Raw genomic sequence first — 24922 nt, 5'->3', positions numbered from 1 at the left:
ATCCCGCGTGGAAATAAAAATTTCCATGCGGGATTTACCTTTGTTATGTTTACCTGGTCTGAATCAGGAAAGGACTTCTTTGATTTGGTCAATTGCCCACTCAAGATCGGTACGGTTAATGATGAGCGGAGGAGCGAAACGGATGACGTTCTCATGTGTTTCTTTACAGAGAAGTCCCTTTTCTTTCAATTGCTCACAGTATTTGCGTGCCGGTTCGTGGAGTTCCACACCGATGAACAGACCTTTTCCTCGTACTTCTTTGATGACAGGGTTATTGATTTTTCGTAATTCACCCATCATCAAGTTTCCTAGCTCGAGGGAGCGATCAGCCAGCTTTTCGTCTTCGATAACATCAAGGGATGCAACCGAAACGGCACTTGCCAGTGGGTTACCGCCAAATGTTGATCCATGAGAGCCTGGGTTGAAGACACCTAGAACTTCCCGGTTTGCAACAACACAGGAAATCGGGAATACGCCGCCGCCCAATGCTTTACCGAGAATCAGCATATCTGGTGTGACATCCTCCCAGTCACATGCGAACATTTTTCCGGTACGGGCCAGGCCAGCCTGGATTTCATCGGCAATAAATAAGACATCGTTTTCTTTACATAGTTCAGATGCTTCTTTTAAGAATCCTTCCGGAGGGATGACGATACCGGCTTCACCCTGGATCGGCTCGATAAGGAAGCCTGCTGTATTTTCCGTAATAGCTTCCTTCAAGGCGTCGATATCGCCGTAAGGAACAAGTTTGATTCCTGGAAGCAATGGGCCAAAGCCGCGCTGATACTCTTCCTCTGAAGATAAAGAAACAGCTGTCATGGTGCGTCCATGAAAGTTTCCGGTACAGGCAATGATTTCTGCCTGATTTTCCGGAACACCTTTCACATCATAAGCCCAGCGGCGTGTCGCTTTGATAGCTGTTTCCACTGCTTCAGCCCCTGTGTTCATCGGAAGAGCCATTTCCTTGTTTGTCAGCTTACAGATTTTCTCATACCAAGGCCCGAGCTGGTCGTTATGAAAAGCACGGGACGTCAGGGTGACGCGGTCCGCTTGTTCCTTCAAAGCGTCGATGATTTTCGGGTGACGATGCCCCTGGTTGACTGCTGAATAAGCACTGAGCATATCCATATAGCGGTTACCTTCAGGGTCTTCCACCCATACGCCTTCCGCTTTTGTGACAACAATCGGGAGTGGGTGATAGTTTTTTGCTCCAAATTCCTGGGTCTGGTCGATGATCTCTTGACTTGTTCGTGACATAGTATCCCTCCATAACTAATCAAAATCTTGTTACATTATAACAGGTTTTTTCTAAATTTTCTTTTTTGTGACAGAATTTCGTACAAACAGGTTTCATTATGTATATCTCGAGCAATCATGGTACTATATCCATAGATTGCTAAAAAAGGAGGAATATACAGTGGCACATCTACATATCACCTCATGGGTGATTGCACTCGCGCTTTTAATACTCGTCCTGACTTTTTCACGAGCAGGCAGAGCGAAACCAGCCAAGATCACACAAATGATATTACGTCTTGATTATTTACTAATTCTTTATTCAGGAGGAAGCTTGTTCGCTTCCTATGCATCTATTGATCTTCTTGTTATTGTCAAACTGCTTGTCGGACTTTGGGCAATCGCGTCTATCGAAATGGTTGCTATCAAAGTTTCGAAAAGTGAATCGGCATCCAGCTGGTGGATACAGCTGCTAGCAGCGTTTGCACTTGCATTAATATTAGGATTCGGAATTCTTCCAATGGGAATTCTACCGGCCTGATCAATAATGGGAATAAAAAACCTGGCTCCTTTTGGCGCCAGGATTTTTTTATGCTTTAAGAAAGTTTAACCTTGTTAAAGGATTATTGTATAAGTAAAACGAAGGCTCGCCATAAGGACTTAGCGACAAGCCAAGTTTTTCTTATGCTCGCCAATGCGCTGAATACGCTTGCTCAGGGGCGCTTTAGGCTCGTGAACGTGCAAAATACACTCGCCCAGGCCTTTTTACGCTCGCCAATGTGCAAAATATGCTCGCTCAACTTCTTAATGCCCGCAGTAAGTAAAAAGGTGGGCAAGTCATTCTGATTTCGTTTCTAAATAAGGAACAAAAAACAAAAAGAAGCTGTCCTGGCGGGTTTTAGCCAATTGGACAGCTTCAAGGGGGTTATTTTTGGATTACAGCGTGAGCAACAGTTTTCTATGTTATTGGGGGGTAACGAAAGTAAACTGTTGTCTTACAATTTAAATGATAATAATTATCATTATCATTGTCAAGGGGAATAACGTAAAAACTTATCCTACATACGGACATGTCTTTCGTTCATATATTAGAATATCTTTTGGGTTACAGACAGAAGGAGTGCATGCCTATGTGTGGCATTGTTGGATGGACAGATTTTGGCAAGGATTTGAGGGAGCAACAGGCTGTCATCGCACAGATGGGGAGGAAACTGGAGCATCGCGGTCCTGATGAATCGAATCAATGGCACACTGCGCATAATGCATTCGGACACCGCCGGCTCATCGTAATCGATCCTGCGGGCGGACGCCAGCCTATGAAAAAACAGGCTGGGGAGAAGAATTATGTCCTCTGCTATAACGGGGAGCTTTACAATACGGAAGATATACGGTCGACCTTAAAGAAAAAAGGTTGGTCTTTTCATTCCCATTCCGATACGGAAGTGCTGTTGACAAGCTATATGGAATGGGGGGAGGCTTGCGTAGACCATCTTAATGGGATTTTTGCATTTGCTGTCTGGGACGATGAAAAACAATCTTTATTTTTGGCCCGTGACCGGCTGGGGGTTAAGCCGTTATTTTATACAGAACATGATGGAGGTTTTCTGTTTGCATCGGAAATAAAAGCGATTCTCGCTCATCCAGGAATCACTGCTGCCCTCGATGAAACGGGTCTCCATGAATTGCTTGCCTTAGGGCCCTCACGAACACCAGGAGTTGGAGTTTTCAAAGGGATCCAGGAGTTACGCCCAGGTCATTGTGCCACTTTTACACGTTATGGGTTGAAAATAAAAAGGTACTGGAATGTGGAAAGTAAACCTCATGAGGATTCATTGGAAAAAACGATCGAAAAAGTGCGTACGTTGTTTCTCGATGCTGTGCACAGGCAGCTCGTTTCCGATGTGCCGCTGGGAACCTTTTTATCAGGCGGGGTCGATTCCAGTGCAATTACGGCACTGGCAGCTGAAAAATATCGCCAGGATCAGGCTGGGCCTTTGCATACGTTTTCCATAGATTTTGAAGGAAACAAGGAACACTTTAAGCCGAATGCCTTTCAGCCGGAGAGTGACCATGATTTCATTGCACTGATTCAAAAAAAGCATGGAACGAACCATCATACCTGTCTTGCGGATAATGAAGAGCTGGTGCGACTTTTGAAACAGGCAACTGCATTTCGGGATCTTCCAGGGATGGCCGATGTAGATTCCTCCTTATTATGGTTCAGCGGGGAGGTGAAAAAGCAAGTGACTGTCGCATTATCTGGTGAATGCGCCGATGAGATTTTCGGAGGATATCCATGGTTTTACCGAAAAGATGAGCTGGAGAGGGAAGGGTTTCCGTGGATTCGCTCCCTGGAACTTAGGAATGGGCTGTTGACGAAGGAGATGAAGAATGCGCTTGATTTGAAAGGGTATATGCTCGAACGGTATCAGGAAACTATCGACGAGACGCCATCGCTTAAAGGGGAATCGCAGGAAGAACAGCAGCGGAGACAGATGTTTTATTTGAATATGAACGGCTTTATGCAGACCTTGCTTGATCGGAAAGATCGGATGAGCATGGGAAAAAGTATCGAAGTTCGTGTGCCATTCAGCGATCACCATCTGGTCGAGTATGCTTGGAATATTCCTTGGGAGATGAAGTATCTCGGCAGCCAGGAAAAAGGGCTGCTTCGAAAAGCATTGGAAGGCATTTTGCCAGATAAGGTGTTGTACCGGAAGAAAAACCCTTATCCCAAGACGCATAATCCTGTCTACACCGATGCTGTTGTCCGTTGGATGGATGAGATTCTCGCAGATAGCCATTCACCTTTGTTCCAGCTGTATGACAGGGAAAAAGTAAGGCAGCTGACAGCATCACGTGGGAAGGAAATAGCAGTTCCTTGGTTCGGACAACTGATGACTGGACCCCAGCTTCTCGCTCATCTATGCCAAATCGATTATTGGCTTAAAACATATAAAATATCTTTATGATTCCTTGAAGAAAACCATATAGAAAGGAGTTGGGAAAAAAAGCATAAAATAATCCGAACGATTCATTTACATCAGTTCGGATTGGATGCGTACCGGGATATATTTTTTTACCATCGCTTCGTCCAAACACTCCGCTTTCCGCGGGCACGGCCTCAGCTAACTTGGTCAAGAAAAACGTTTGACCAAGTGGAGCTTCGACTCGTGCTGTTCCCGCAGGAGTCTGCGTATTTGGGATACGCTAATTCTCAGCGTATATAAGGTTTAATTATAATCGTCGTTTCTGAAACCATTGTTTTTTCTTATTTCCCAGCCTCTGTACTTCATCTGACTTCATAAATGTTAAAACCGAAAGCAGCCATTTGAATAGATTCGTCTATTTGGCTGGTGTCATTGGTTAATAGATCTCTGACCGTTACATTTTGTAACGTTTTTATAGCCACCTCTTGTTGCTCAGGAGAATTATTAAGGATAAATACGAGTTTCTGATGTTCGTGTTGTTTTTGATAGGCGATACAAGCTGAGTTGTTGGTTTCCAGGAAGCGGAAGGAGGCTTTATTTCCGAAAGCAGGTTCAGTTGATCTTAGATGAAGCAGCTGCTTAACAAAACGGAAAAGATCCCGGTTCTGATGTTCTTCTTCCCAAACCATGCATTTACGGCACTCCGGATCCGCACCGCCACTCATGCCGATTTCATCTCCATAGTATATGCAAGGGGTGCCGATAAAGGATAATTGAAATAAGTATAATAGTTTTACTCTCGTGACCTCATTGCCAGCAAGCGTCAAAATCCGTGGTGTATCATGGCTGTCCAGTAAGTTGAACGCTACTTCATTAACATTGGCGGGATACATGTGCAGTACTTGGGTCAGGTTGTTTTGGAACTCCTGGGACCCGATTGTTCCTTTTGCAAAGAAATCGACTGCACTATTGGTAAACGGGTAGTTCATCACGGCATCAAATTGCTCTCCCTGCAGCCAGGGCATGGAATCGTGCCAGATTTCACCCAGAATATAGGCATCTGGTTTCACTTCTTTGACAGTTGTGCGGAATTCTCTCCAGAAAGCATGATCGATTTCATTGGCGACATCGAGTCTCCAGCCGTCAATATCAAATTCTTCTATCCAATAACGGGCAACTTTAAGTAAGTAGTCTTTCACTTCCTGATTTTCTGTATTCAGCTTCGGCATTGTCGATACAAATCCAAAGGTGTCATAATTTGGCATAGGTTTTGTCTGGACTGGAAAGCTCCAAATGTGGAACCAGTCCTTGTACTGGGAGGATTCTCCCTTTTCTAATACATCCTGAAAAGGTGGGAAGTAATAGCCGCTATGGTTGAAAACAGCATCGAGCATCACCCGGATGCCACGCTCATGGCATTCCTTGACGAGCATACGGAACGATTCTTCGTCGCCAAACTGTGGATCTATTTTCATGTAATCGATGGTGTCGTATTTATGATTCGAGTAGGCATGAAAGATTGGCGTAAAGTAGATGCCGTTGATTCCCAGTTCCACGAGGTGGTCGAGATGCTCTACAACGCCCTGGAAGTCCCCGCCGAAAAAATTTTCCCTTGTCGGAGGTGAACTCCCCCACGGGAGCCTACCTGCAGGATCGAGTGAGGCATCACCATTAGCGAACCTCTCAGGAAAAATCTGATACCAGGTTGTCTCTCTCACCCATTCTGGTGCTTGAAAAACATCTGCTGAATTCAGGTAAGGAAAACAGAAATAATAGGCTGTATCATCGGGAGCCGCGGCATAGAACCCTCTTTCCGTGTAAAAGGCTGTTTCTTTACCATCAGACAAACGGAATCCGTATCTCAGTCTGCGGTAAGGAGGTTTCACAGCAGCTTTCCAGAAGTCATGAAGATTGGATGATCCGGTCTTTTCCATAGCGATAACATGGCTGACCCAGCCTTTATCTCCCCATTCGTAGGGGTCACCATAAATCAGCTCTACACCCTCCATATCCCCTTTTTTCACTTGAATCATGATGTGGAGAGTGTCTTTATCATAGGCATAAGCGAAATTATCTTTCGGCCGGTGATAGACAGCTTCTTTGAACAAAAACATCATCCTTTCAGTACAATCGTTTGCGCAAATCAGTAAATTATCCGCGTTTATTACTATTCTAAAGGTAGCGATAACAGGCGGTAAAGTCAATAGGAATTTATGTCGTAAACTGCAATAATTGAGATGAAAAAGTATTGGATTGTCAATGTTTATGGTGCTTTCGACAAAAATATCAAAATAGTGTTGCAAATTATATCCGGAAATGTATAATAAAAGACAACTGTTGTGCAATCGTTTTCGCAAATTGGATTTTGGGAGCGATTACAAAAGCAACGGAAAAATTTATGGGAGGTCAATCATATGAAAAAATGGTTAGGCTTGTTGTTTACAGCCCTGTTACTGGTGGGAGTACTTGCTGCTTGTGGACCGGATAAAACGGAACAGGAGGCAAGTAGTGATGCAGGTGGGGATGAATCTGGAGCAGCGGATGGCGAAATGCCTGAAAAACCAGAGAAACTGACGATCTGGATGAATGCTGAAGAAAAGCGGGAAGCAGCCTTGAAGTCAATCACAGATAAATATACGGAGGAAAAAGGGATAGAAGTAGAAATCATTCCGATTTCAATGCTGGATCAGGTCGAGAAGCTGGCGGTTGAAGGACCAAGTGGTAATGGACCGGATATCATTTTCCAGCCGCACGACAGAATTGGCGACCTGGTACTGCAAGGGTTGATTGATCCAGTAAGCCTTGGTGATAAGAAAAGTGAGTACACAGAAACTGCTGTGGAAGCTGTTACATACGATGGAGATGTGTGGGGATACCCAGCTGTTACGGAAACCTACGCCTTTTTCTATAACAAATCATTGGTCAAAGAAAAGCCGGAAACGATGGATGATTTGATGGCTATTGCAGAACGTGACACAAAGGCGGGGGAAGACAAGTACGGATTTTTGATGGAGGCAGCGAATTTCTATTACACCTATCCGTTCTTTTCTGGTAATGGCGCCTATGTGTTTGCAAAGGAAGATGGAACGTATGACATCAACGATATCGGTCTGAATAATGAAGGTGCTGTCGAGGGTGGAAAAATGATTCAATCCTGGTTTGAAAAAGGCTATATTCCACAGGACTTGACTGGGGATATTATGAACGGACTGTTCAAGGAAGGGAAGGTGTCGACGGTTATCAACGGACCTTGGATGGTGCGCGAATACCAGGATGCACTGGGTGAGGATCTGGCCGCTGTTCCACTCCCGCTACTCGATAACGGAGAACATCCGAAATCTTTTGTCGGTGTAAAGTCCTATATGCTTTCCTATTACTCTAAAAACAAAGAATGGGCAGAAGATTTGATGGGGTACATCACTAATAGTGAAAACGCCATGACTTATTACGAAATGGCCGGTGAAATGCCAGCCCGAAAAGATTCCATCGAAAATGCGGCGATTGCTGACGATGAAATCATGTCAGCATTTGCAGAACAGGCGACCTATGGTGAGCCTATGCCTGGCATACCTGCTATGCAGCAGGTCTGGGAACCGATCAACAATGCGCTGCAATTTATTTCCAAAGGGGAACCGGTCGAGCCAGTTTTGAATGAAGCCGTACAAATCATCAAGGATAACATCGCGGCTTCTGGTGCCCAATAATCATAATAGAACACAGACGGGAGGGTGGAAGGCCTTGGTGCCTTCCATCTCCCTTTTATCTACATAGGGGAGGAAATTCGTATGGCAAAGGATGATAGACAAACACTGAAGAAGCCCCGTAACATTGCCACATTATTATCTATACTTGTTCCGGGACTCGGCCAGATCTACAACCGTAGATTTGGAAAGGGGCTCCTGCTGTTTGTCATTGCTGTTTCGTTTTTGGTGACCTTCTGGGATTATATTGATATTGGAATCTGGGGATTGTTCACACTGGGAACCATACCAAGAGAACATCATTCCATCCAACTATTGATTCAGGGATTCATTTCTGTAATTATCCTGGTGTTTGGAATTGCCATTTACCTTTTTAATGTGAAGGATGCAAGGCGGGATGCAATCGCAAGAGAACATGGAAAACCGAACCCAGGACTTTTCCGTGCTATGCAGGATTTCTATGATAGGGGTTTTCCTTATTTCATGATACTGCCCGGCTTGCTGATGCTGATTTTCATCGTGGTACTACCCCTTGCCTTTATGATTTCACTCGCATTTACCAACTACGACCAGTACAATTCTCCACCCCGTAAATTGTTGGACTGGGTCGGTTTTGAGAATTTCGTAAACCTGGTGAATGTGGAAATCTGGCAGGATACCTTCTTCAATGTATTTACGTGGACCATCGTCTGGACGGTTGTCGCTACCACGCTGCAGATTGCGTTAGGTCTATTTCTTGCTTTGCTCGTCAATGATAAACGCATCAAATTCAAACGCATGATCCGTACGGTCCTGATTCTGCCTTGGGCAGTTCCGGCGTTTGTTTCGATATTGATCTTCTCTGCATTATTCAACCCGACCTTTGGTGCCATCAACCGGGATGTTCTAAGTCAATTTGGCATGATGATTCCGTGGCTGTCGGATCCATTCTGGGCAAAAGTTGCACTGATCATGATCCAGACATGGCTTGGTTTCCCGTTTGTCTTCGCATTGTTTACAGGAGTGCTGCAAAGTGTTCCTGCCGATATGTATGAAGCGGCAGATGTGGACGGGGGAACCAGACTGCAGAAATTCAGATTCATTACATTGCCCCATATTCTGTATGCGACCGCACCGCTTTTGATCATGCAGTATGCAGGTAACTTCAATAACTTCAATATCATCTATTTGTTCAACCAGGGGGAACCGGCCGTCAGGGGACAGTCTGCCGGCGGGACCGATATTCTTATTTCCTGGGTATACAAGCTGACCTTTGAAACGAACAACTATAATATGGCAGCTGCGATTACGATCATCATGGGATTGATGGTTTCGATCTTTGCATTTTTCCAATTCAGGAGAACGGCAGCCTTTAAAGAGGAGGGACGTTACTGATGGCTATGAATGCGAAAACAAAATCAAAAATCGAAGTAACGTTGATATATCTTTTCCTTGCGGTGATGTTTGTGGTGATTGCCTACCCGCTTCTATGGACAATCATGATGAGTATCAATCCCGGGACGAACATGCTCGTCACAAAAATGATTCCAGACAACCCGACGCTTGAACACTATCTGTGGCTGTTTACGGACCCGGGAAGTGATTATGTCATCTGGTATAAGAATAGCCTGATGGTCGCATTTGCCAATGCCACCGGTTCGGTTGTTTTGACATCGTTAATTGCTTATGCTTTCTCACGCTACCATTTCATCGGGAAAAAGTATGGGCTGTATACATTTTTGCTGCTGCAAATGTTTCCGGCATTGATGGGAATGGTAGCATTGTATATTTTACTCAGTACTATCGGGCTCATCGACTCCCTTGTCGGTTTGACCCTGATTTACCTTGGCGGGCAAATACCTTTCAATGCCTGGCTGGTCAAAGGGTACTTCGATACTATTCCGAAAGAACTGGACGAAGCTGCCAAAATTGACGGAGCGGGCCATTTGAAAATTTTCTGGACGATCATGCTTCCCCTTGCCAAACCGATTCTTGCCGTCGTTGCTTTGTTCAATTTCATGGCACCGTTCATGGACTTCCTTTTGCCGAGGATCGTTTTGACAAGTCCGGAGAAATATACATTGGCGCTTGGACTGTTCAATTTTATCAACGATCAATTCTCGAATAATTTCACGAGATTTTCTGCTGGGGCTATCCTGATTGCTGTACCGATCGCTCTCGTGTTCTTATTGCTCCAGCGTTACCTGATTTCCGGATTGACATCAGGGGCTACGAAAGGGTAATAATAGGAATGTAGATTTAATACTGATCGAGGAGGAGCGGAAATGAGACTTAGAGCACTATTATCTCTGTTCATCATTCCGTTTCTTCTTTTTTGTTCTTTTCCTATTACTGCTTTAGGAGCTGATGAAAAAGAAGATGGATGGAAAGATGAAATGATTTATTTCATCATGGTTGACCGTTTTTTTAACGGAAATTATGAAAATGACTATGAAGTTGACCGGGAAGACCCCAAAGCCTATCACGGCGGAGATCTGGAAGGAATCATTCAAAAGCTCGATTACATAAAGGACCTTGGTTACACAGCTATTTGGATTACACCGATTATGGATAATGGACCAAAGGGCTACCATGGGTACTGGGTGAAAGATTTCATGAAAGTGGAAGAGCACTTCGGAACGATGGAGGATGCCAAGCGTCTCGTCGAGGAAGCTCATAAACGTGATATGAAGGTATTGTTTGATTTTGTAGTCAACCATACGGGTTATAATCACCCGTGGCTGGAGGACCCTGAGAAAAAGGACTGGTTTCATGAAGAAAAAAGAATGATGGGAGAAAGTCCTTCCGTGCTTGAGAATGCGTGGCTGGCTGGACTGCCGGATCTGAACACGGAAAACGAAGAAGTGAAACAATATTTATTTGATGCAGCGGAATATTGGATTAAAGAAACAGGGGTGGATGGATTCCGTCTGGATACGGTCAAGCATGTACCTAAAGAGTTCTGGGCTGATTTTAATGATCATGTCAAAAGCGTCGACCCAGACTTTTTCCTGCTGGGAGAAGTGTGGTACGACAATACGAAAAAAATCGCCAGCTATGAAGAGACAGGAATTGATTCTTTTGTCGACTATCCTTTATATGAAGTGATCAATCAGTCTTTTCAAGAAGCAGGCAATGATCTGTCCAGACTATATGATGTCTGGGAGGCGAATAAAACCTTTTTTGAACAGCCGGCCATGCTTGCTTCTTTTATCGATAATCACGATAATGTCCGGTTTACAAGAAAGGCCCTTAAGAATAAACAAAATCCGGTAACTAGATGGAAACTTGCCCTGGCTTATCAATTTACTGCTCCGGAAATTCCGATCACTTATTATGGGACGGAGGTTCCATTAGATGGAGGCAAGGATCCGGATAATCGCCGGCTGATGAATTTCAAATCAGGAGATGACACGCTGGAGAAATGGATCCAGCAGTTAACGGCCCTGAGAAAAGAGTTCCCTGCCCTGACAAAGGGTGACTATAAGGAACTGTACAGTAAAGATGGACTAGCTGCTTACAGTCGGAGCTACGAAGGTGAGACAGTCGTAATCGTCATTAACAATGACACAGAAACGAGAGTTTTTGAAGTGTCAGGATTGGAAGAAAACAAACAGCTGCGCGGCGTTTTAACAGACGATCTGGTCCGTGAAGTTGATACAGGCACTTATAAAATCGCAATGAACCGGGAGCAGGCGGAGATATATGTGATGGAAGAAGACACAGGTTTCAACTGGTTACTAATCTCACTGATTGGCGGTGTGTTTGCAGCATTTGTCGTCGGCATCATTTATTTGAGTAGGAAAAGTAAACGAATAGAAGCACAGGAAAATGTATAGATAATTTCCCTGAATAAGACTACACTGTTAACAAAGACAGAGTGGGCGAGGTATTTCTCCTGTTCCTATTTTCATAGCCCCCTCTCATCAACAAACGTTTAAATACATCGTATCTATCATTTATCCCGAAATAGAAGGTGAGTATCATGGGAGTTACTATCAAAGATGTAGCCAAATCGGCTGGAGTTGCCCCATCAACCGTTTCGCGGGTGTTAGCGGATAACCCGAGAATCAGTCCAGCTACGAAGAAACGTGTCCGAAAAGCAATGAAGGACCTAGGCTACCACCCCAATGTCAATGCAAGGAGTCTTGTCAGCAGTTCAACTCAGACGATTGGGGTGGTCATGCCCTCCAGTGCTGATAAAGCATTACAAAATCCGTTTTTCCCTGAAGTATTAAGGGGAATAAGTAATATAGCGCACGATCTGGAATATTCTTTACTATTGTCTACTGGTGATTCGGAGGACACCATCCTCGAAGCAGTCAAACGGATGGTATATGGCAACAGGGTCGATGGTGTCATTCTGCTTTACTCCCGGTTACGTGATCGAGTGACCGAGTTTCTGTATGAAAAAGAGTTTCCGTTCGTCATCATCGGAAAGCCGAGTGAAAACATGGACAGTATCAGCCATGTCGATAATGATAATGTCCAGGCAGCAAAGGAAATTACCGGACATTTAATCAGTCTCGGTCATTCACGAATTGGATTTATTGGGGGATCCAAGGATCTTGCCGTCACTCTCGACCGGCTATCCGGCTATCAGTCAGCACTCCAACAGGCGGGGTTACCAATCCAAGAGGAATATCTGGTCCACACCGAATTTTTGAAATCAGGGGGAAGAAAAGCAGTCCATGAACTGTTCAAGCTATCTCAACCACCGACCGGGCTTGTTATTGCCGATGACCTGATGAGCCTTGGAGTAGTAAATATGCTGGAGGAATTCGGATTATATGTACCAGAAGACATTTCTATTGTCAGCTTTAATGATGTTTACCTGGCAGAAATCACCAGGCCGCCACTTACCACTGTAGACATCAATATTTATGAGCTTGGTGTTCATGCATGTAAGTGCCTGGTGGAGAAGGTGAAAGACAGTAGTGAGCCCGCCAAACGGATCATTGTCCCTTTTAAGATCAAGTACCGCTCTTCTGCGGCAAAACGAGAACAAACCTGAAGCGACGAGAGCCGGAAGCCGGCTCTGCTCCTGTCAGGGGATGAAAAATTTTTACGGATGGGTGCAAACGTTTGCGCTTAAAGTGAATTCAAAGGGAGAGGTGGATATATTGAAAAAAATTACTGAGGTAAATGAATGGAAAATTACAGAAAACCAGCTTTATCCAGAGGACAACCGATTATCAGAGAGTCTGTTCAGTATCGGTAACGGAAAGATGGGGATGCGCGGAAATTTTGAAGAAACATATTCTGGAGATACCCATCTCGGCACTTATATAGGTGGCATCTATTATCCTGATAAGACAAGGGTCGGATGGTGGAAAAACGGTTATCCGGAATATTACGCGAAAGTGTTGAATGCTCCTGAAGTGACAGGAATTCGGGTTTATTTGGACGAGGAAGAATTAGATCTGCATACGTGGAAGGTGACGGCGTTCCGGCGGGAGCTCCATATGAAACACGGATATCTTTATCGGGAGTTTACTGCCGTCAGCCCATCAGGAAAACATATCGAGGGCAAGGTGACTCGATTTTTCTCAATTGTTGACTCCTCCATTATAGGTGTCAAATATGAAGTTAAGTCAACAGATTTTGAAGGCAGGATTTCCTTCGAGCCTTATTTAGATGGGGATGTTCGCAATGAAGATGCCAACTACGACGAAGATTTCTGGATGCCTGTCCATCATGAATATGCATTTGAACATGCAGCTTTGACGATGAGGACGAGAAAAACAGAATTTGATGTAACAGCTGCCATGCAAACGAAATTGATAGGGGAAGGCATTCGGCAAGGAAAGGTGGTAAATGAGGAAGAACATGTCGGGCATCATGTCTCCGCCGCCATCAAACCGGGGAACAAAATTACCTTTTATAAATTTGTATCGGTGGTTACGAGCAGGGACTATAATAGAAACTCTCTTTTAGAGGAAGCGAAAAGTCGTGTAGCCAAAGCAGCGGATGAAGGGTTTACCGGCTTGTTCAAACAGCAAATGGAAGCGTGGGAAAAGCGCTGGCAGCATGCAGACGTTTCGATTGGTGGAGACGTATCTGCCCAGCAAGGTATACGGTATAATATTTTTCAACTGTATAATACTTACACTGGAGAAGACCCACTCCTCAATATCGGTCCGAAAGGCTTTACGGGAGAAAAATACGGTGGAAGCACCTACTGGGACACAGAAGCGTATTGCCTGCCATTTTACTTGAGCACAGCTGATGAATCGATCGCTCGTAATCTATTAATATATCGTTACCGCCATTTAGATAAAGCAAATGAAAATGCCGCTAAGTTAGGGCTGAAAGGCGCACTTTACCCGATGGTGACGATGGATGGGGAAGAGTCCCATAATGAATGGGAGATCACCTTCGAAGAAATCCACCGGAATGGCGCAATCGCCCATGCTATCTGGAATTACATCAATTATACCGGGGATGCATCTTACCTTGCAGACTATGGGTTTGAAGTACTCGCGGAAATAAGCAAATTCTGGGCAAGCAGAGTCAACTTCAACCCACGTAAAGGGAAGTATATGATTTTAGGAGTCACCGGGCCCAATGAATATGAAAATAACGTCAATAACAACTGGCATACGAACCGGATGGCTTCGTGGACATTAGAGTATACGCTGACAGCTGCTTTATATTTGGAAAGAAACCATCAGAAGCGTTTTATCGAGCTGAAAAATGAGCTCGGACTCACGGACGATGATTTTGAACATTGGAAAGATATCATTACTCATATGTACTATCCCAGTGATAAGCAGTTAGGGGTCTATTTACAGCAGGATGGTTTTCTTGATAAAGACCTGATGCATGTTTCTGATCTCGATCCAAAGGAGCTGCCGTTAAACCAGAATTGGTCGTGGGACAGAATATTACGCTCCTGCTTCATCAAACAGGCCGACGTGTTGCAGAGCATGTACTTTTTGAACCACCGATTCACATTAGATGAAAAGAAACGGAACTTCGATTTTTATGAGCCTATGACAGTCCATGAATCATCCCTGTCCCCATGCGTCCATGCAGTTCTCGCTGCGGAGATCGGGTATGAAGAAAAAGCATACGAAATGTACTTGCGTACGGCAAGACTCGACCTTGACAATTATAACAACGATACGGAGGATGGACTCCATATCACCAGTATGGCTGGATCCTGGCTGGCAATTGTCCATGGATTTGCTGGCATGCGGGTGAAAAAGGGGGAGCTGCATTTGAAGCCGTTCATTCCAAAAGCGTGGGATAATTATGCCTTTAAGTTAAATTTTCGGGGACATTTGGTCAATGTCCATGTCGACCATCAACATGTGACGATTACACAGGAAAAAGGAGAAAGGTTTACTTTGTCTCTCGATGGACAGTTGATCGACATACCCGAAGCAGGGAAAATTGAGGTATAGCAAATATCGGACGAACGACCGTGCTTTTCTCATGAAATTCACGAGTCTACTAAAGAAGACCTTTTCGATCTAAAGGATTTGTTAAAGATTCCTGTTGGTTTAAAAATCGCTTGTCGGTGGATGCTTGCCGCGGGCACGGCTTCAGCTAAATTGGTCAAGAAAGTCACTTGACCAAGTGGATCTTCAGCTCGTGCTGTTCTCGCAGGCGTCACCACCGAACGCTCATTGTGGAAACGGCAATGGTATTACCGTTTATAAACTTCAACTATTGTTACAATGATTTCTTTGACTTAAAAGAAGTCATTTTTTCTTTTCTTGTACACTAAAAAAGCACAAAACCTTGCAATCGCCACTGCAATAGTCTTTTCTAATCGAAAAGGATTTGTTAAAGATTCCTGTTGGTTTATACAAACCGCTTGTCGGTGGATGCTTGCCGCGGGCACGGCTTCAGCTAACTTTGGTCAAGAAAGTCACTTGACCAAGTGGATCTTCAGCTCGTGCTGTTCCCGCAGGCGTCACCACCGAACGCTCATTGTGGAATCAACAGAGGTTTAACAAAAAAAGGGCTTTCCCAAAAGGCCTCATTGAATAAAAAAGCCACGAGAAGTTGATTTTTCTTGGTGGTTTTTTTCGTACTTTAAGAAAGTTTACCTTTGTTAAAGGATTAAAGTATAAGTAAAACGAAGGCTTTCGCCATAAGGACTTGGCGACAAGCCAAGTTTTTCTAATATGTAAAAAAAGAAGACCTTCGCATTGTTGATTGCCAATTTGGGCGGGGAAACGAGGAGACTCTTACGGGAGAGGTATGGCTGACGAGGCCCCGCAGGTCAAACCCGAGAATTCTCCTCCAACTAGCTTAACCCAGAGGGGTAGAGAAAATCTGTAACCTGGCAAGCATCCACCGGAAAGCGATACATAATAATCAACAACAGGCATTAACGACACCTTTAGACTTGAGCATAAAAGGATGGCCGAGGGGCTCTAGCTTTTGCGCACAATTCTATTGCAGAACTGTCCCAATTTTGGAATAATTGTAATTAAATGTAAGGGGGCGTGGCAGCTCTGTTTGGGGGTCATGAATTAAGATGGAAAATGAAAGTATCGACCAGAGGAGAATCAGGGTAAAAGATAGCGAAAACAACTGGTATTTATTTTTAGCGATGGTTGTCCTGATCAGCATTATCAAATCTTTCTCTAATGAAGTGCCAATAATTCTTTACTTAGCAGCACTTGCATCTTATGGCAGTTTCGTTCACGCCACTCGAATGAGCAAAAAGAGCAATGAGGAGCTCTGGGAGATGTGGGAAAACCGGTGGGCTGAACGTAAGCAAGTATTTCAAATACGGGAAGCAGTCGAAAACTTCACAGGAAACCTTCTTCCTGTATTCCTTGTCAGTGGTTTTACTGACATCTTCCCTATTATACTAGCTATGATTGCCCTTATTGCCGGTTACCGGAGGGGAAAAAAGAAATGGGAAGCTAAACAGTATTATTGGCACGAATTTAAACAACATGAAGAGACCTATAGCAAAGCCGGCTAGAATTTCCAAGAATCTGCAGGGCAGCGGGGGAATATGGATGAAAACGACATGTCATGTAAACATTGATGAGTATACTAACAGGGATATTAAGGGCCTGGAAGAAATCGTTAAAAATCATGATCATTTTCACAGTGAAATGTATATCAGCGATAATTTGAATTTTGATAAATCCTTGCCATGGGTTTTTACGAAGTACGAGGGAAAACGTCTTGTGGGTGTGATGTGTCTGTTTGTACCTACTAACAAAGAGATTGAATTGATGGCGATCACTCACCCGGATTTTCGCAGGAAAGGCAGCTTTAATGAGCTTGAAGAAATGGTGTTAAAGACATGGCGGCAACATTGCATTCCATCTTTGTTATACGTCGTGAATGCACAGTCCTCTGCAGGTAATGCTGTTGTTTCTAAAAAGGGTGCATCTTATCAATTCACAGAATATAAGATGGAATGGAATGGCCGCCAGGTATTTTCAAAGGATAAGAGGCTGGCAATACATCCAGTTGATAAGAGTAAAACAAATATTCTAGCCGAAATACAAGAACGTTCTTTCGGTCTCTCATTTGCTGATTCGATGAGCTTTATCAACACATCCATTGAAAAAGACAATCATCACCATTTCCTTTGCTATTTAAATGGTTCTCCTATCGGAATGGGCGCATTTGTTGTCGGTCGCTCCATATCCATTTATGGTGTATGTATTTTACCTGAGTTCCGTGGGGAGGGGTATGGGAAAGGTTTGATGGAGCATTTGTTAAAAGAAGCCAGTACATTTAAAGGAAAACACATTACGTTGGAAGTGAACAGCAGTAATCATCGGGCATACGAGTTATATAGGAAACTTGGCTTCATCGAAGTGAGTGCGACAGGTTATTACCGCAGAAAACTCTTCACAAAACCTGTTTGACTGTCCAATAATCGACTGCAATAGCAGCATCGTCAATAACCTTCTATTTCCACGGGCACGGCCTCAGCTCCTTAGAAGACACAGATTGCTTTTCTTAGAAACTTCGGCACGTGCTTTTCCCATGGAGGAAATGGTTTTGGCTATGCTAAATAGGTGTTAACCTAACGTATTGTTACTGTCTGAATATCCTCGTTTTCCTTCATGACGTATACCAGATATCTACAAACATTCTTTAAGCGATATCGCCTGCTTTTCGGCGCATCCTCCTGCGAATGAACCACCAGATAAATGGAATCGCAGCAAGAATAAGAATAGGGGAATAGCCAATAACCGCGACTGTCACCCAGGAGACAAACTGGGTCAGCCCGTTTAATGATTGGACGAATGCCTGCTTGGTCTTTTCCCAAGTATTTAATCCGCCTTCATTCAAGGAAGGAACGGTTACTTTCGTTTCTTCAATTGATAAAGTGATCGTGGAAAATTCACTTTGGTTTTCTAAGTACTTCATTTTGCCGAGTATCGTTTCAATTTCTGCCTGGACTCTTTCTAGATCCCGTGAAATACGAATCAGGTCCTCGGTCTTTTTTGCGCCATCCATGAACTCAAGCAATCTTTCTTCCACTTTTTTCTTGGCAGTAAGCCGGGATTCAAGGTCGACATATTCCTCTGTAACATCACGGCCGGATACTTCCCGTGATATTATTTTGTCACTATAGCTTTTCAGACTGTCTATGAAAGCCTGAAAGTTGCCCTGTGGAATACGTAATTTGATATGGGCGCTACGTTGACCTTCTTCCCGCTTATGAATATTTTCTTCGACAATATAAGCATTCTTATTGGCGGAGTTTTTCGTAAGCGTTTGATAAAACTTGTCATAATCGTTCGTCTCAAGTGAGATATGCGCATTGTATATGATCATTTGATTTTGCACGCTTGCCACAAGCTCTTTTGATTCTGGAGCAGAAGCTTCCGACAGACCGCTGCTGTCTTCTGTTGCAACCGTGCGTTTATTTTCCTCACTCAACTGAGCCATATCAGCGCTTTCACCTGCTGAATCGTTTTGATTGCTGCAGGCTGCAGTGAAACAGATACAGAACAGCCCCATAACAAATAAATATTTCAATTTTTCCATAAGTGATACCCCCTTTTATAGGATAGTCGTTTTGTGTGACAAAAATGTTACAAGATGCTGATGATAATAGTTGGTATTTAATAAGAGAAAAGGGAAGGTTATAAGCAGAGCAGAAAAACTTGGCTTGTCGCCAAGTCCTTATGGCGAAAGCCTTCGTTTTACTTATACTTTCATCCTTTAACAAAGTTAAACTTTCTTAAAGTGAGAAAAAAACTGGCTCCAGACTGGAACCAGTTTTACGTATGATTTGATGAGGTTTAACGGTAAGGTTTATTCAGGAAGAATAAGGCGAGCGTGCCGGGGCCGGAATGAGCGCCAATTGCGGAGCCGACCATTTCGATATGGACTGTTTTTGTCCCAAATTCCTCTCGGACCATGGCAGCGAGCTGTTCGGCAGCTTCCAGGTCGTCGCCGTGACTGATGGCGACATGTTGACCAGCTAAATCTTCCCCGCGCTCTTTCATGAGTTCTATCATCCGCTTCAGTACTTTCTTTGATCCGCGGATTTTTTCAAGAGGAACCAATTTACCGTCTTCTACATGTAAAAGAGGCTTGATTTTTAATAATGTTCCCACAAAAGCTGCCGTTTTGCTTACACGGCCGCCGCGGTATAAGTATTCCAAATCATCAACGGTGAAGATATGTTCCATATGTTCTGCATGATAGCTGCCGATTTCAAGGATTTCTTCCACGGTAGCCCCCTTGTGAGCCAGCTCTGCGGCACGAAGAACTATCAGTCCATAGCCGAGTGACGCGCATTTGGTGTCAATCACGTGCAGCTGAAAGTCAGGATAATTGCTTTTGACTTCATCTTCCATCATTTTTGCAGTCTGATAGGTCCCTGACAGTTCAGAAGAAATAGCAAAATAAATGCACGGCTGTCCGGCCTCCGCGTACTTGACGAATACATCTCTGAATGCCTGAGGGGACGCCTGGGAGGTTTTCGGTGCTGCCCCTTCACGCATGGCATCGTATACCTTTTTAGGGGTGATGGTCTTTCCGTCTAAATAATCTTCGCCATTCAGTGTTACTTGTAGGGGAACCATTTCCAGATCATATTCTTTTACGTGCTCTTGAGACAGGTCACTTGCCGAGTCACACAGAATTTGGACTGTCATCCTATCACCTTCTTTACTGGGATTAGCTTATCTCATTCAAGTTTATTCGTATCCTTGAATACTGTCAAAATATTTCATCTTTTAAAGGGATGATAGTTGAAAACGTTTATATATAATTACAGCTTGATTTTTAGGTTTAAGGAGTGATAAAAAAAGGTTAGTGATTTTATAATGAGATAAATGAAATGTTGTTTATATAAAGGAGGCAGCCATGTTTTATTTCGAAGCAAAGCGAATTGTCGTCGTCATATTCGGAGCTATTCTAAATTCCCTTGCCCTGAATATGTTCTTAATTGAAGCGAATGTCTATGCCAGCGGTTTTACCGGAGTGGCACAGCTCTTATCGAGTATCTTCAGGGATTTCCTCGGGATACCTGGTCTTAGTACTGGTCTTATTTTATTTGTTCTAAACATACCTGTCGCCATACTTGGCTGGTTGAAAGTCGGTAAAGGGTTTACTGTTTACAGCGCGCTTTCTGTCCTGTTTACGACAATATTCCTTGAAATCGTACCTGCTGTCCAGCTTTCACCGGATATAATCCTGAATGCCGTGTTTGGCGGGGTACTTGGCGGATTCGGTGTCGGGCTGACATTAAAATGGGGTGCCTCCACCGGTGGTCTGGATATTATTGCTATGATTCTGTCCCGGATGAAGGACAGGCCAATCGGGATTTACTTTTTAGTTATCAATAGTGTCATCATCGCTCTCGCCGGCATTTTGTATGAACCGGAAAACGCCTTGTATACCTTGTTAACGTTATACGTGACTACCCGTGTGATTGATGCCATCCATACTCGCCATGAGAAGTTGACAGCAATGATTATTACAACTAAGGCTGCAGAGCTGGAAAAAGCGATTCATGCGAAAATGGTACGTGGCATCACCACATTGCCTGCACGTGGGGCGTTCACTCAGCAGGATAAGAACATGCTGGTAATGGTCATAACAAGGTATGAACTATACGATTTACAGAATATCATCCATGAAGTCGACCCTCAGGCGTTCACAAATATTGTGCAGACGACGGGAATATTTGGATTTTTTAGAAAAGATGACTGATTTTGTAACAATTATGCATTATAATCGACAATAAAGGTAAACGAGAAAAAAGGATGTGTCATCATGAAAAGGAGATGGATAGGCTTCATGGCAATCGTCGTCTTGCTCATGCTTGCAGCGTGTTCGGACAAGGAAAGCCAGGGAAACTCCGGAGATGAAGGAGCGGAGGAAGAAGTGAAAGAGGAAGAAATGAAGAAAGAGAAGGATTCCGAAACGGCAAGTACAGAAGTGGACATTAAAAAAGCGATAGAACAGCTGGTATTTAACGTAGAGGTCAGCCAATCGGACCAGAAAGTCATATTTGATTTCAGTTTGAAAAATACCGGGGACAAGCCATATAAGCTTGGTTTCACATCCGGCCAAAAATATGAAATTATCGTCCGTGATCAGGATGGCGGGACTGTTTACGTTTTCTCAGAGGGAAAAATGTTCACCCAGGCACTTGAAGAGAAACAGCTAAAGCCAGGAGAGTCGCTGTCTTTCACAGAAACCTGGGAAGGAGAGAAGAAGCCAGGCGAGTACACAGCGGAAGTCACCATGCAGCTCGCTTCCATCAATGACATGCCGATTGAAGCGAAGCCATATAAGATAACCAAACAATTTACTGTTTCCGAAAAGACGGAATCGCCTAGCGAAGGAGAAAATACGCTCGGTGATGGAGAAGCATTCCGCAATATCAAAGTAAGCGGCAGTAACGGGCATTACACTGTCACCGGCGAAGCCCGGGTTTTTGAAGGAAACTTCATGTATAACGTGGAAGATGGCCACAACCTGCTGGTCGATAATACAACATACCAGGTTGATGAAGGTGCACCTGCATGGTCCGAATTCACCATCAATATCGATTTGACTCAGGAGCAGCTGCCTCAAAATGGAACGATTACGCTAACCTTGTTCCAGCAAAGTGCTAAGACTGGAAAACCTGTGAATGTAAATTATATTCCGCTCGAACAGATTAACTGACAAAGTAAAAGGGAATGTGCACAAGGCACATTCCCTTTTTGGGTATTCAGTGATTTTTGAAACATTTCAACGGACTGCGCTTACGCTTTTGCTGCCTCTGTTTTAATAACCATGCTTTTCAAAAACTTCATTTACCTTGGGCGTCAATGCTTCCCAGTCGGCGTCGAATGTTTTATTGACAGTAATGAAATTCTGGAAGCCGAAGACATTATCGACACCATCCAGTTCCATCAGATCGTTCAGGATTTCATGCTCGCTGGTTTGTCCAGCCATTACGGATACACTTCCGTCACCTTTGAAAACCATTGAGTCAGTGGTGAATTTCATCGCGTTAGGGTTAGGTGTTGCTTCTGCTCTTACACTCATGCTAAAACCTCCTCCATACATCTAATCTTATTTTAGCAAAAATTCTTTCGTAAACAAACAATCTATTCTAACAAAACGACCTTTAATGGAGTATGATACAAAAAAAGGTCATTTACAGGAGGTATAGAAATGGAAGAAAGAATCATCGGTACGCTGCAGGGTGTCAAAGATAAGAATTATGAGATCCACGATTCCTACAGTCTTCCAGATTTGACGACCATGATGCTGCAGCGGATTGGATCGACCGACCCGGAGCTTCGTAACGGACTGATCCACAACATTTTTACTACCTTCATAGAACGGAAATATTATAATCACGAACAGATGCGTAATATTCTTAAGTCGATTTTAAATAAAAATTATTTATTCTACCGGATCCATTTTTCCTCCCAGGAAGAAGATGCTGTGTTTAAGCGCAGTTATTCCATGCTTTTATTGCCGCCGATCATGGAACAGCACAAATTAGAACCATTTTTGACGACTAAAGAGATCCATCAGATTTGGAGCGATCTAAAACGATACCTCCAGCAGGAAAGGGACCACCGTGGTTATATACCTGGCAAAGGCTGGGCTCACGCGATAGCCCACGCTGCAGATGCCGTGGCAGCGGTTGTGGATTGTGAAGAAATCACCGTCACAGAGGTTAAAGACATGCTCCCTGTCATCCGTGAACAGTTCCTGATTGATAGTCCGTACCTTCACGATGAAGAAGAACGGATGGTTACGGCGATCATGAAAATGTTTGAAAAAATAGAAGAAAACGAGAAAGTGGAATGGCTGGAAACCTTGCTGCATAAACGGGAAAGCTGGGATGATCCAAAAGAGGACATCATTATCAATAATTGTAAACACCTGCTCCGGTCGATGTACTTTCGTTCCCTTTACGGTGATCACCGTCAGCTGACACTTGTGCTGGAACGCCTCTTACGAACGTTAAGAAAAGAGGAAGCTTACTAAGTGAAAGGATTTACTGTCCTTTGGAGAGGATTTTGGGCAGGGAGTGTCTCTGGTGTTGGTTTGGGTGCCTTTTTATGGCTCAGTGAGACTGTAACTGGGAAGAAAGTATATACCTTGTTATTGAATGTCGATTTTCTGCCGGTAATTGGGAAAGTGGAATGGCCAGTCTTTATAGAGTGGCTGTTCCATATGGTTATTTCCTGGGCAATAGGGATTCTATATGCATGGCTGATTCTTTATTGCTGCCTGGATGACCATTTGCACAAATGGCTGCTGTCGCTCGGATTCGCTGCACTTGCTGCTGCCACTTACTTTCCCCTGACTCTTCATGCTGAAAAGGAAACTTCCTCTGTCCACGATTGGACAGCCCTGTTATTGTGGCTGGCCGGGCATGTGGTATACGCGGCTCTTCTTAAAAAAGCCGATGATTACAATTCCCTGTAGGGTAAATGAAAGAGCAAGCAAGATGTTTGCAAAGGATCAGTGTGTCTCGTTATGTTTGAATTAGTTAGGATAAGGATAGACAAATGATGGAAGAGATTTTGAATGGAAGGAGTAGATTGTGATGAAAGTTTTGGTAGCAGGAGCAAATGGGCATACTGGGAGACTATTGGTGCAGAATCTTGACGCAGCAGGCTATGAAGCCTATGCAATGGTTCGGAAGGAAGAACAGAAGCAAGAGATGGAAAAGCTCGGCGGCATTCCCGTCTTAGCTGACCTTGAAGGTGATGTGGGTCATGCAGTCAAAGGGATGGATGCAGTGATCTTTGCTGCCGGGTCCGGTTCCAAAACCCCACCTGAAAAAACAAAGGATGTAGATCGTGACGGTGCGATCAATTTGATAAAGGCTACGGAAAAATTCGGTGCCAAAAAATTCATCATGCTCAGCGCAATGAAAGCTGACAACCCGGAGCAAGGACCAGAAAAGCTCGAATACTATTTGAAAATGAAAGGGGAAGCCGACGCTTTCCTCAGAAACACGGAACTTGATTATACCATTGTGCGCCCCGGTGCATTGACGAATGAACCAGGGACAAGCAAGATAAAGGTTGCGGAGACACTCGACCGCGGTTCCGTATCCCGTTCAGATGTCGCGAAAACGATGATTGCCTGCCTCGAAGAGCAGAACACGTATCGCAAGACCTTTGAAATGCTGGAAGGCGATACTCAGATTGAAGAAGCTTTGAAAAGCTTATAAACAGATAAATACCCCGGAGCCTCCTGATAATGGAAGCTCCGGGGTGTATTTGTTTCGGAGATGATGCTAGGCCTGGTTATGGCGTTCTAGCTGTTGTTCCAGCTGCTGCAGCTGTTGCTGTTCTTCAGGTGAACAATTATTATAAGCAGATTGAATCACCTGTCTGGCAGCCTCTTTTTCGCGCTGACGGTTCGCCCCGCGAGCGTTGGTGAAGCGGTTGACGGCATTTTTAGCATTTTGAAAAAGGTTATTTTCCAACCTAAAAACCTCCTACAGTGTGTCTGTCAGATTCCTCGCGTTTTCTTTCCACGTCTGAAAATCTTTCGCGGTAAGGAAACTGTTCATCATGCTTCTTCACAGCATCAGAACCTTGCTGTACAAACCGTTTCGATTTGCTTTTTTTAGTCATATAAAGACCTCCCGAATAA

General features: G+C 44.0%; 22 protein-coding genes. 15 read left to right on the top strand and 7 right to left on the bottom strand.

The features are described 5' to 3' along the window. Positions 1-63: 63 nt before the first annotated feature. Positions 64-1257, bottom strand: a complete 1194-nt coding sequence (locus JOC33_RS14675) for an ornithine--oxo-acid transaminase (RefSeq protein ID WP_205093300.1) — start codon at positions 1255-1257, stop codon at positions 64-66. 160 nt (positions 1258-1417) lie between these two features. Between JOC33_RS14675 and JOC33_RS14670 the strand changes: the two genes are divergently transcribed. Continuing rightward, positions 1418-1777, top strand: coding sequence for a DUF1516 family protein (locus JOC33_RS14670; RefSeq protein ID WP_205093299.1), 360 nt, complete (start codon positions 1418-1420; stop codon positions 1775-1777). 589 nt (positions 1778-2366) lie between these two features. Next, a complete protein-coding gene (gene asnB, locus JOC33_RS14665; RefSeq protein WP_205093298.1) occupies positions 2367-4208 on the top strand; it encodes an asparagine synthase (glutamine-hydrolyzing) in 1842 nt (613 codons plus the stop codon). 320 nt (positions 4209-4528) lie between these two features. Here asnB and JOC33_RS14660 read toward each other — a convergent pair whose 3' ends face one another. Beyond that, positions 4529-6274, bottom strand: a complete 1746-nt coding sequence (locus JOC33_RS14660) for an alpha-glycosidase (RefSeq protein WP_205093297.1) — start codon at positions 6272-6274, stop codon at positions 4529-4531. Between the two features lie 306 nt (positions 6275-6580). Between JOC33_RS14660 and JOC33_RS14655 the strand changes: the two genes are divergently transcribed. The 8 genes from JOC33_RS14655 to JOC33_RS14620 all read left to right on the top strand — a co-directional run bounded on the left by JOC33_RS14655 (position 6581) and on the right by JOC33_RS14620 (position 17700). Further along, positions 6581-7870 carry an extracellular solute-binding protein gene (locus JOC33_RS14655; RefSeq protein ID WP_205093296.1) on the top strand — a complete coding sequence of 430 codons (1290 nt, stop codon included), beginning with the start codon at positions 6581-6583 and terminating at the stop codon, positions 7868-7870. An 81-nt stretch (positions 7871-7951) separates the two neighbouring features. After that, positions 7952-9241: a sugar ABC transporter permease gene (locus JOC33_RS14650; RefSeq protein ID WP_205093295.1), complete on the top strand. Its 1290-nt coding sequence runs from the start codon at positions 7952-7954 to the stop codon at positions 9239-9241. 5 nt (positions 9242-9246) lie between these two features. After that, positions 9247-10089 (top strand): sugar ABC transporter permease, encoded by an 843-nt coding sequence (locus JOC33_RS14645; protein WP_205093359.1) that lies wholly within the window; start codon positions 9247-9249, stop codon positions 10087-10089. A 42-nt stretch (positions 10090-10131) separates the two neighbouring features. Next, positions 10132-11685 carry an alpha-amylase family glycosyl hydrolase gene (locus tag JOC33_RS14640; protein ID WP_205093294.1) on the top strand — a complete coding sequence of 518 codons (1554 nt, stop codon included), beginning with the start codon at positions 10132-10134 and terminating at the stop codon, positions 11683-11685. A 146-nt stretch (positions 11686-11831) separates the two neighbouring features. Continuing rightward, positions 11832-12860, top strand: a complete 1029-nt coding sequence (locus JOC33_RS14635; RefSeq protein ID WP_205093293.1) for a LacI family DNA-binding transcriptional regulator — start codon at positions 11832-11834, stop codon at positions 12858-12860. A gap of 109 nt (positions 12861-12969) precedes the next feature. Then, the gene (locus JOC33_RS14630) at positions 12970-15255 is read left to right on the top strand and encodes a glycoside hydrolase family 65 protein (protein ID WP_205093292.1); all 2286 of its coding nucleotides are present in this window, start codon (positions 12970-12972) and stop codon (positions 15253-15255) included. Positions 15256-16340: 1085 nt separating this feature from the next. Beyond that, positions 16341-16796: a hypothetical protein gene (locus JOC33_RS14625; RefSeq protein ID WP_205093291.1), complete on the top strand. Its 456-nt coding sequence runs from the start codon at positions 16341-16343 to the stop codon at positions 16794-16796. A 37-nt stretch (positions 16797-16833) separates the two neighbouring features. Then, positions 16834-17700 (top strand): GNAT family N-acetyltransferase, encoded by an 867-nt coding sequence (locus JOC33_RS14620; RefSeq protein WP_205093290.1) that lies wholly within the window; start codon positions 16834-16836, stop codon positions 17698-17700. Positions 17701-17932: 232 nt separating this feature from the next. Here JOC33_RS14620 and JOC33_RS14615 read toward each other — a convergent pair whose 3' ends face one another. Beyond that, positions 17933-18832: a DUF4349 domain-containing protein gene (locus JOC33_RS14615; RefSeq protein ID WP_205093289.1), complete on the bottom strand. Its 900-nt coding sequence runs from the start codon at positions 18830-18832 to the stop codon at positions 17933-17935. 257 nt (positions 18833-19089) lie between these two features. Continuing rightward, positions 19090-19950 (bottom strand): DegV family protein, encoded by an 861-nt coding sequence (locus JOC33_RS14610; protein ID WP_205093288.1) that lies wholly within the window; start codon positions 19948-19950, stop codon positions 19090-19092. A gap of 211 nt (positions 19951-20161) precedes the next feature. Between JOC33_RS14610 and JOC33_RS14605 the strand changes: the two genes are divergently transcribed. Both JOC33_RS14605 and JOC33_RS14600 read left to right on the top strand, forming a co-directional pair. Next, positions 20162-21010, top strand: coding sequence for a YitT family protein (locus tag JOC33_RS14605; RefSeq protein ID WP_205093287.1), 849 nt, complete (start codon positions 20162-20164; stop codon positions 21008-21010). Between the two features lie 63 nt (positions 21011-21073). Continuing rightward, positions 21074-21973, top strand: coding sequence for a BsuPI-related putative proteinase inhibitor (locus tag JOC33_RS14600; protein ID WP_205093286.1), 900 nt, complete (start codon positions 21074-21076; stop codon positions 21971-21973). Between the two features lie 102 nt (positions 21974-22075). Here the strand turns inward: JOC33_RS14600 and JOC33_RS14595 are convergent, their stop codons facing one another. Next, a complete protein-coding gene (locus JOC33_RS14595; protein ID WP_205093285.1) occupies positions 22076-22339 on the bottom strand; it encodes a NifU N-terminal domain-containing protein in 264 nt (87 codons plus the stop codon). Between the two features lie 129 nt (positions 22340-22468). On the opposite strand from JOC33_RS14595, the gene JOC33_RS14590 reads away from it, so the two are divergent. From JOC33_RS14590 to JOC33_RS14580, 3 genes are all read left to right on the top strand, one after another. Next, positions 22469-23296, top strand: a complete 828-nt coding sequence (locus JOC33_RS14590) for a DUF2785 domain-containing protein (protein WP_205093284.1) — start codon at positions 22469-22471, stop codon at positions 23294-23296. Beyond that, entirely contained in the window at positions 23297-23740 is a 444-nt protein-coding gene (locus tag JOC33_RS14585; protein WP_205093283.1) for a hypothetical protein, read from the top strand. A gap of 121 nt (positions 23741-23861) precedes the next feature. Continuing rightward, entirely contained in the window at positions 23862-24494 is a 633-nt protein-coding gene (locus JOC33_RS14580) for an SDR family oxidoreductase (protein ID WP_205093282.1), read from the top strand. A 66-nt stretch (positions 24495-24560) separates the two neighbouring features. Here the strand turns inward: JOC33_RS14580 and JOC33_RS14575 are convergent, their stop codons facing one another. Both JOC33_RS14575 and JOC33_RS14570 read right to left on the bottom strand, forming a co-directional pair. Next, positions 24561-24752, bottom strand: a complete 192-nt coding sequence (locus JOC33_RS14575; RefSeq protein WP_205093281.1) for a DUF3813 domain-containing protein — start codon at positions 24750-24752, stop codon at positions 24561-24563. Between the two features lies 1 nt (position 24753). Continuing rightward, on the bottom strand, positions 24754-24903 hold the full coding sequence (locus tag JOC33_RS14570) for a hypothetical protein (protein ID WP_205093280.1): 150 nt from the start codon (positions 24901-24903) through the stop codon (positions 24754-24756). Positions 24904-24922 lie beyond the last annotated feature (19 nt).

It is taken from the genome of Thalassobacillus pellis (assembly GCF_016908295.1).
GTDB classification, from domain to species: domain Bacteria; phylum Bacillota; class Bacilli; order Bacillales; family Halobacillaceae; genus Thalassobacillus; species Thalassobacillus pellis.
This window is presented reverse-complemented; position numbering and strand designations above follow the sequence as displayed.

What these genes read in the sequence shown, in the direction of transcription:
- JOC33_RS14675 (WP_205093300.1), bottom strand. Translation starts at nt 1,257, where the DNA reads ATGTCACGAACAAGTCAAGAGATCATCGACCAGACCCAGGAATTTGGA.
- asnB (WP_205093298.1), top strand. Translation starts at nt 2,367, where the DNA reads ATGTGTGGCATTGTTGGATGGACAGATTTTGGCAAGGATTTGAGGGAG.
- JOC33_RS14655 (WP_205093296.1), top strand. Translation starts at nt 6,581, where the DNA reads ATGAAAAAATGGTTAGGCTTGTTGTTTACAGCCCTGTTACTGGTGGGA.
- JOC33_RS14650 (WP_205093295.1), top strand. Translation starts at nt 7,952, where the DNA reads ATGGCAAAGGATGATAGACAAACACTGAAGAAGCCCCGTAACATTGCC.
- JOC33_RS14645 (WP_205093359.1), top strand. Translation starts at nt 9,247, where the DNA reads ATGAATGCGAAAACAAAATCAAAAATCGAAGTAACGTTGATATATCTT.
- JOC33_RS14640 (WP_205093294.1), top strand. Translation starts at nt 10,132, where the DNA reads ATGAGACTTAGAGCACTATTATCTCTGTTCATCATTCCGTTTCTTCTT.
- JOC33_RS14635 (WP_205093293.1), top strand. Translation starts at nt 11,832, where the DNA reads ATGGGAGTTACTATCAAAGATGTAGCCAAATCGGCTGGAGTTGCCCCA.
- JOC33_RS14625 (WP_205093291.1), top strand. Translation starts at nt 16,341, where the DNA reads ATGGAAAATGAAAGTATCGACCAGAGGAGAATCAGGGTAAAAGATAGC.
- JOC33_RS14620 (WP_205093290.1), top strand. Translation starts at nt 16,834, where the DNA reads ATGAAAACGACATGTCATGTAAACATTGATGAGTATACTAACAGGGAT.
- JOC33_RS14615 (WP_205093289.1), bottom strand. Translation starts at nt 18,832, where the DNA reads ATGGAAAAATTGAAATATTTATTTGTTATGGGGCTGTTCTGTATCTGT.
- JOC33_RS14610 (WP_205093288.1), bottom strand. Translation starts at nt 19,950, where the DNA reads ATGACAGTCCAAATTCTGTGTGACTCGGCAAGTGACCTGTCTCAAGAG.
- JOC33_RS14605 (WP_205093287.1), top strand. Translation starts at nt 20,162, where the DNA reads ATGTTTTATTTCGAAGCAAAGCGAATTGTCGTCGTCATATTCGGAGCT.
- JOC33_RS14600 (WP_205093286.1), top strand. Translation starts at nt 21,074, where the DNA reads ATGAAAAGGAGATGGATAGGCTTCATGGCAATCGTCGTCTTGCTCATG.
- JOC33_RS14595 (WP_205093285.1), bottom strand. Translation starts at nt 22,339, where the DNA reads ATGAGTGTAAGAGCAGAAGCAACACCTAACCCTAACGCGATGAAATTC.
- JOC33_RS14590 (WP_205093284.1), top strand. Translation starts at nt 22,469, where the DNA reads ATGGAAGAAAGAATCATCGGTACGCTGCAGGGTGTCAAAGATAAGAAT.
- JOC33_RS14580 (WP_205093282.1), top strand. Translation starts at nt 23,862, where the DNA reads ATGAAAGTTTTGGTAGCAGGAGCAAATGGGCATACTGGGAGACTATTG.
- JOC33_RS14570 (WP_205093280.1), bottom strand. Translation starts at nt 24,903, where the DNA reads ATGACTAAAAAAAGCAAATCGAAACGGTTTGTACAGCAAGGTTCTGAT.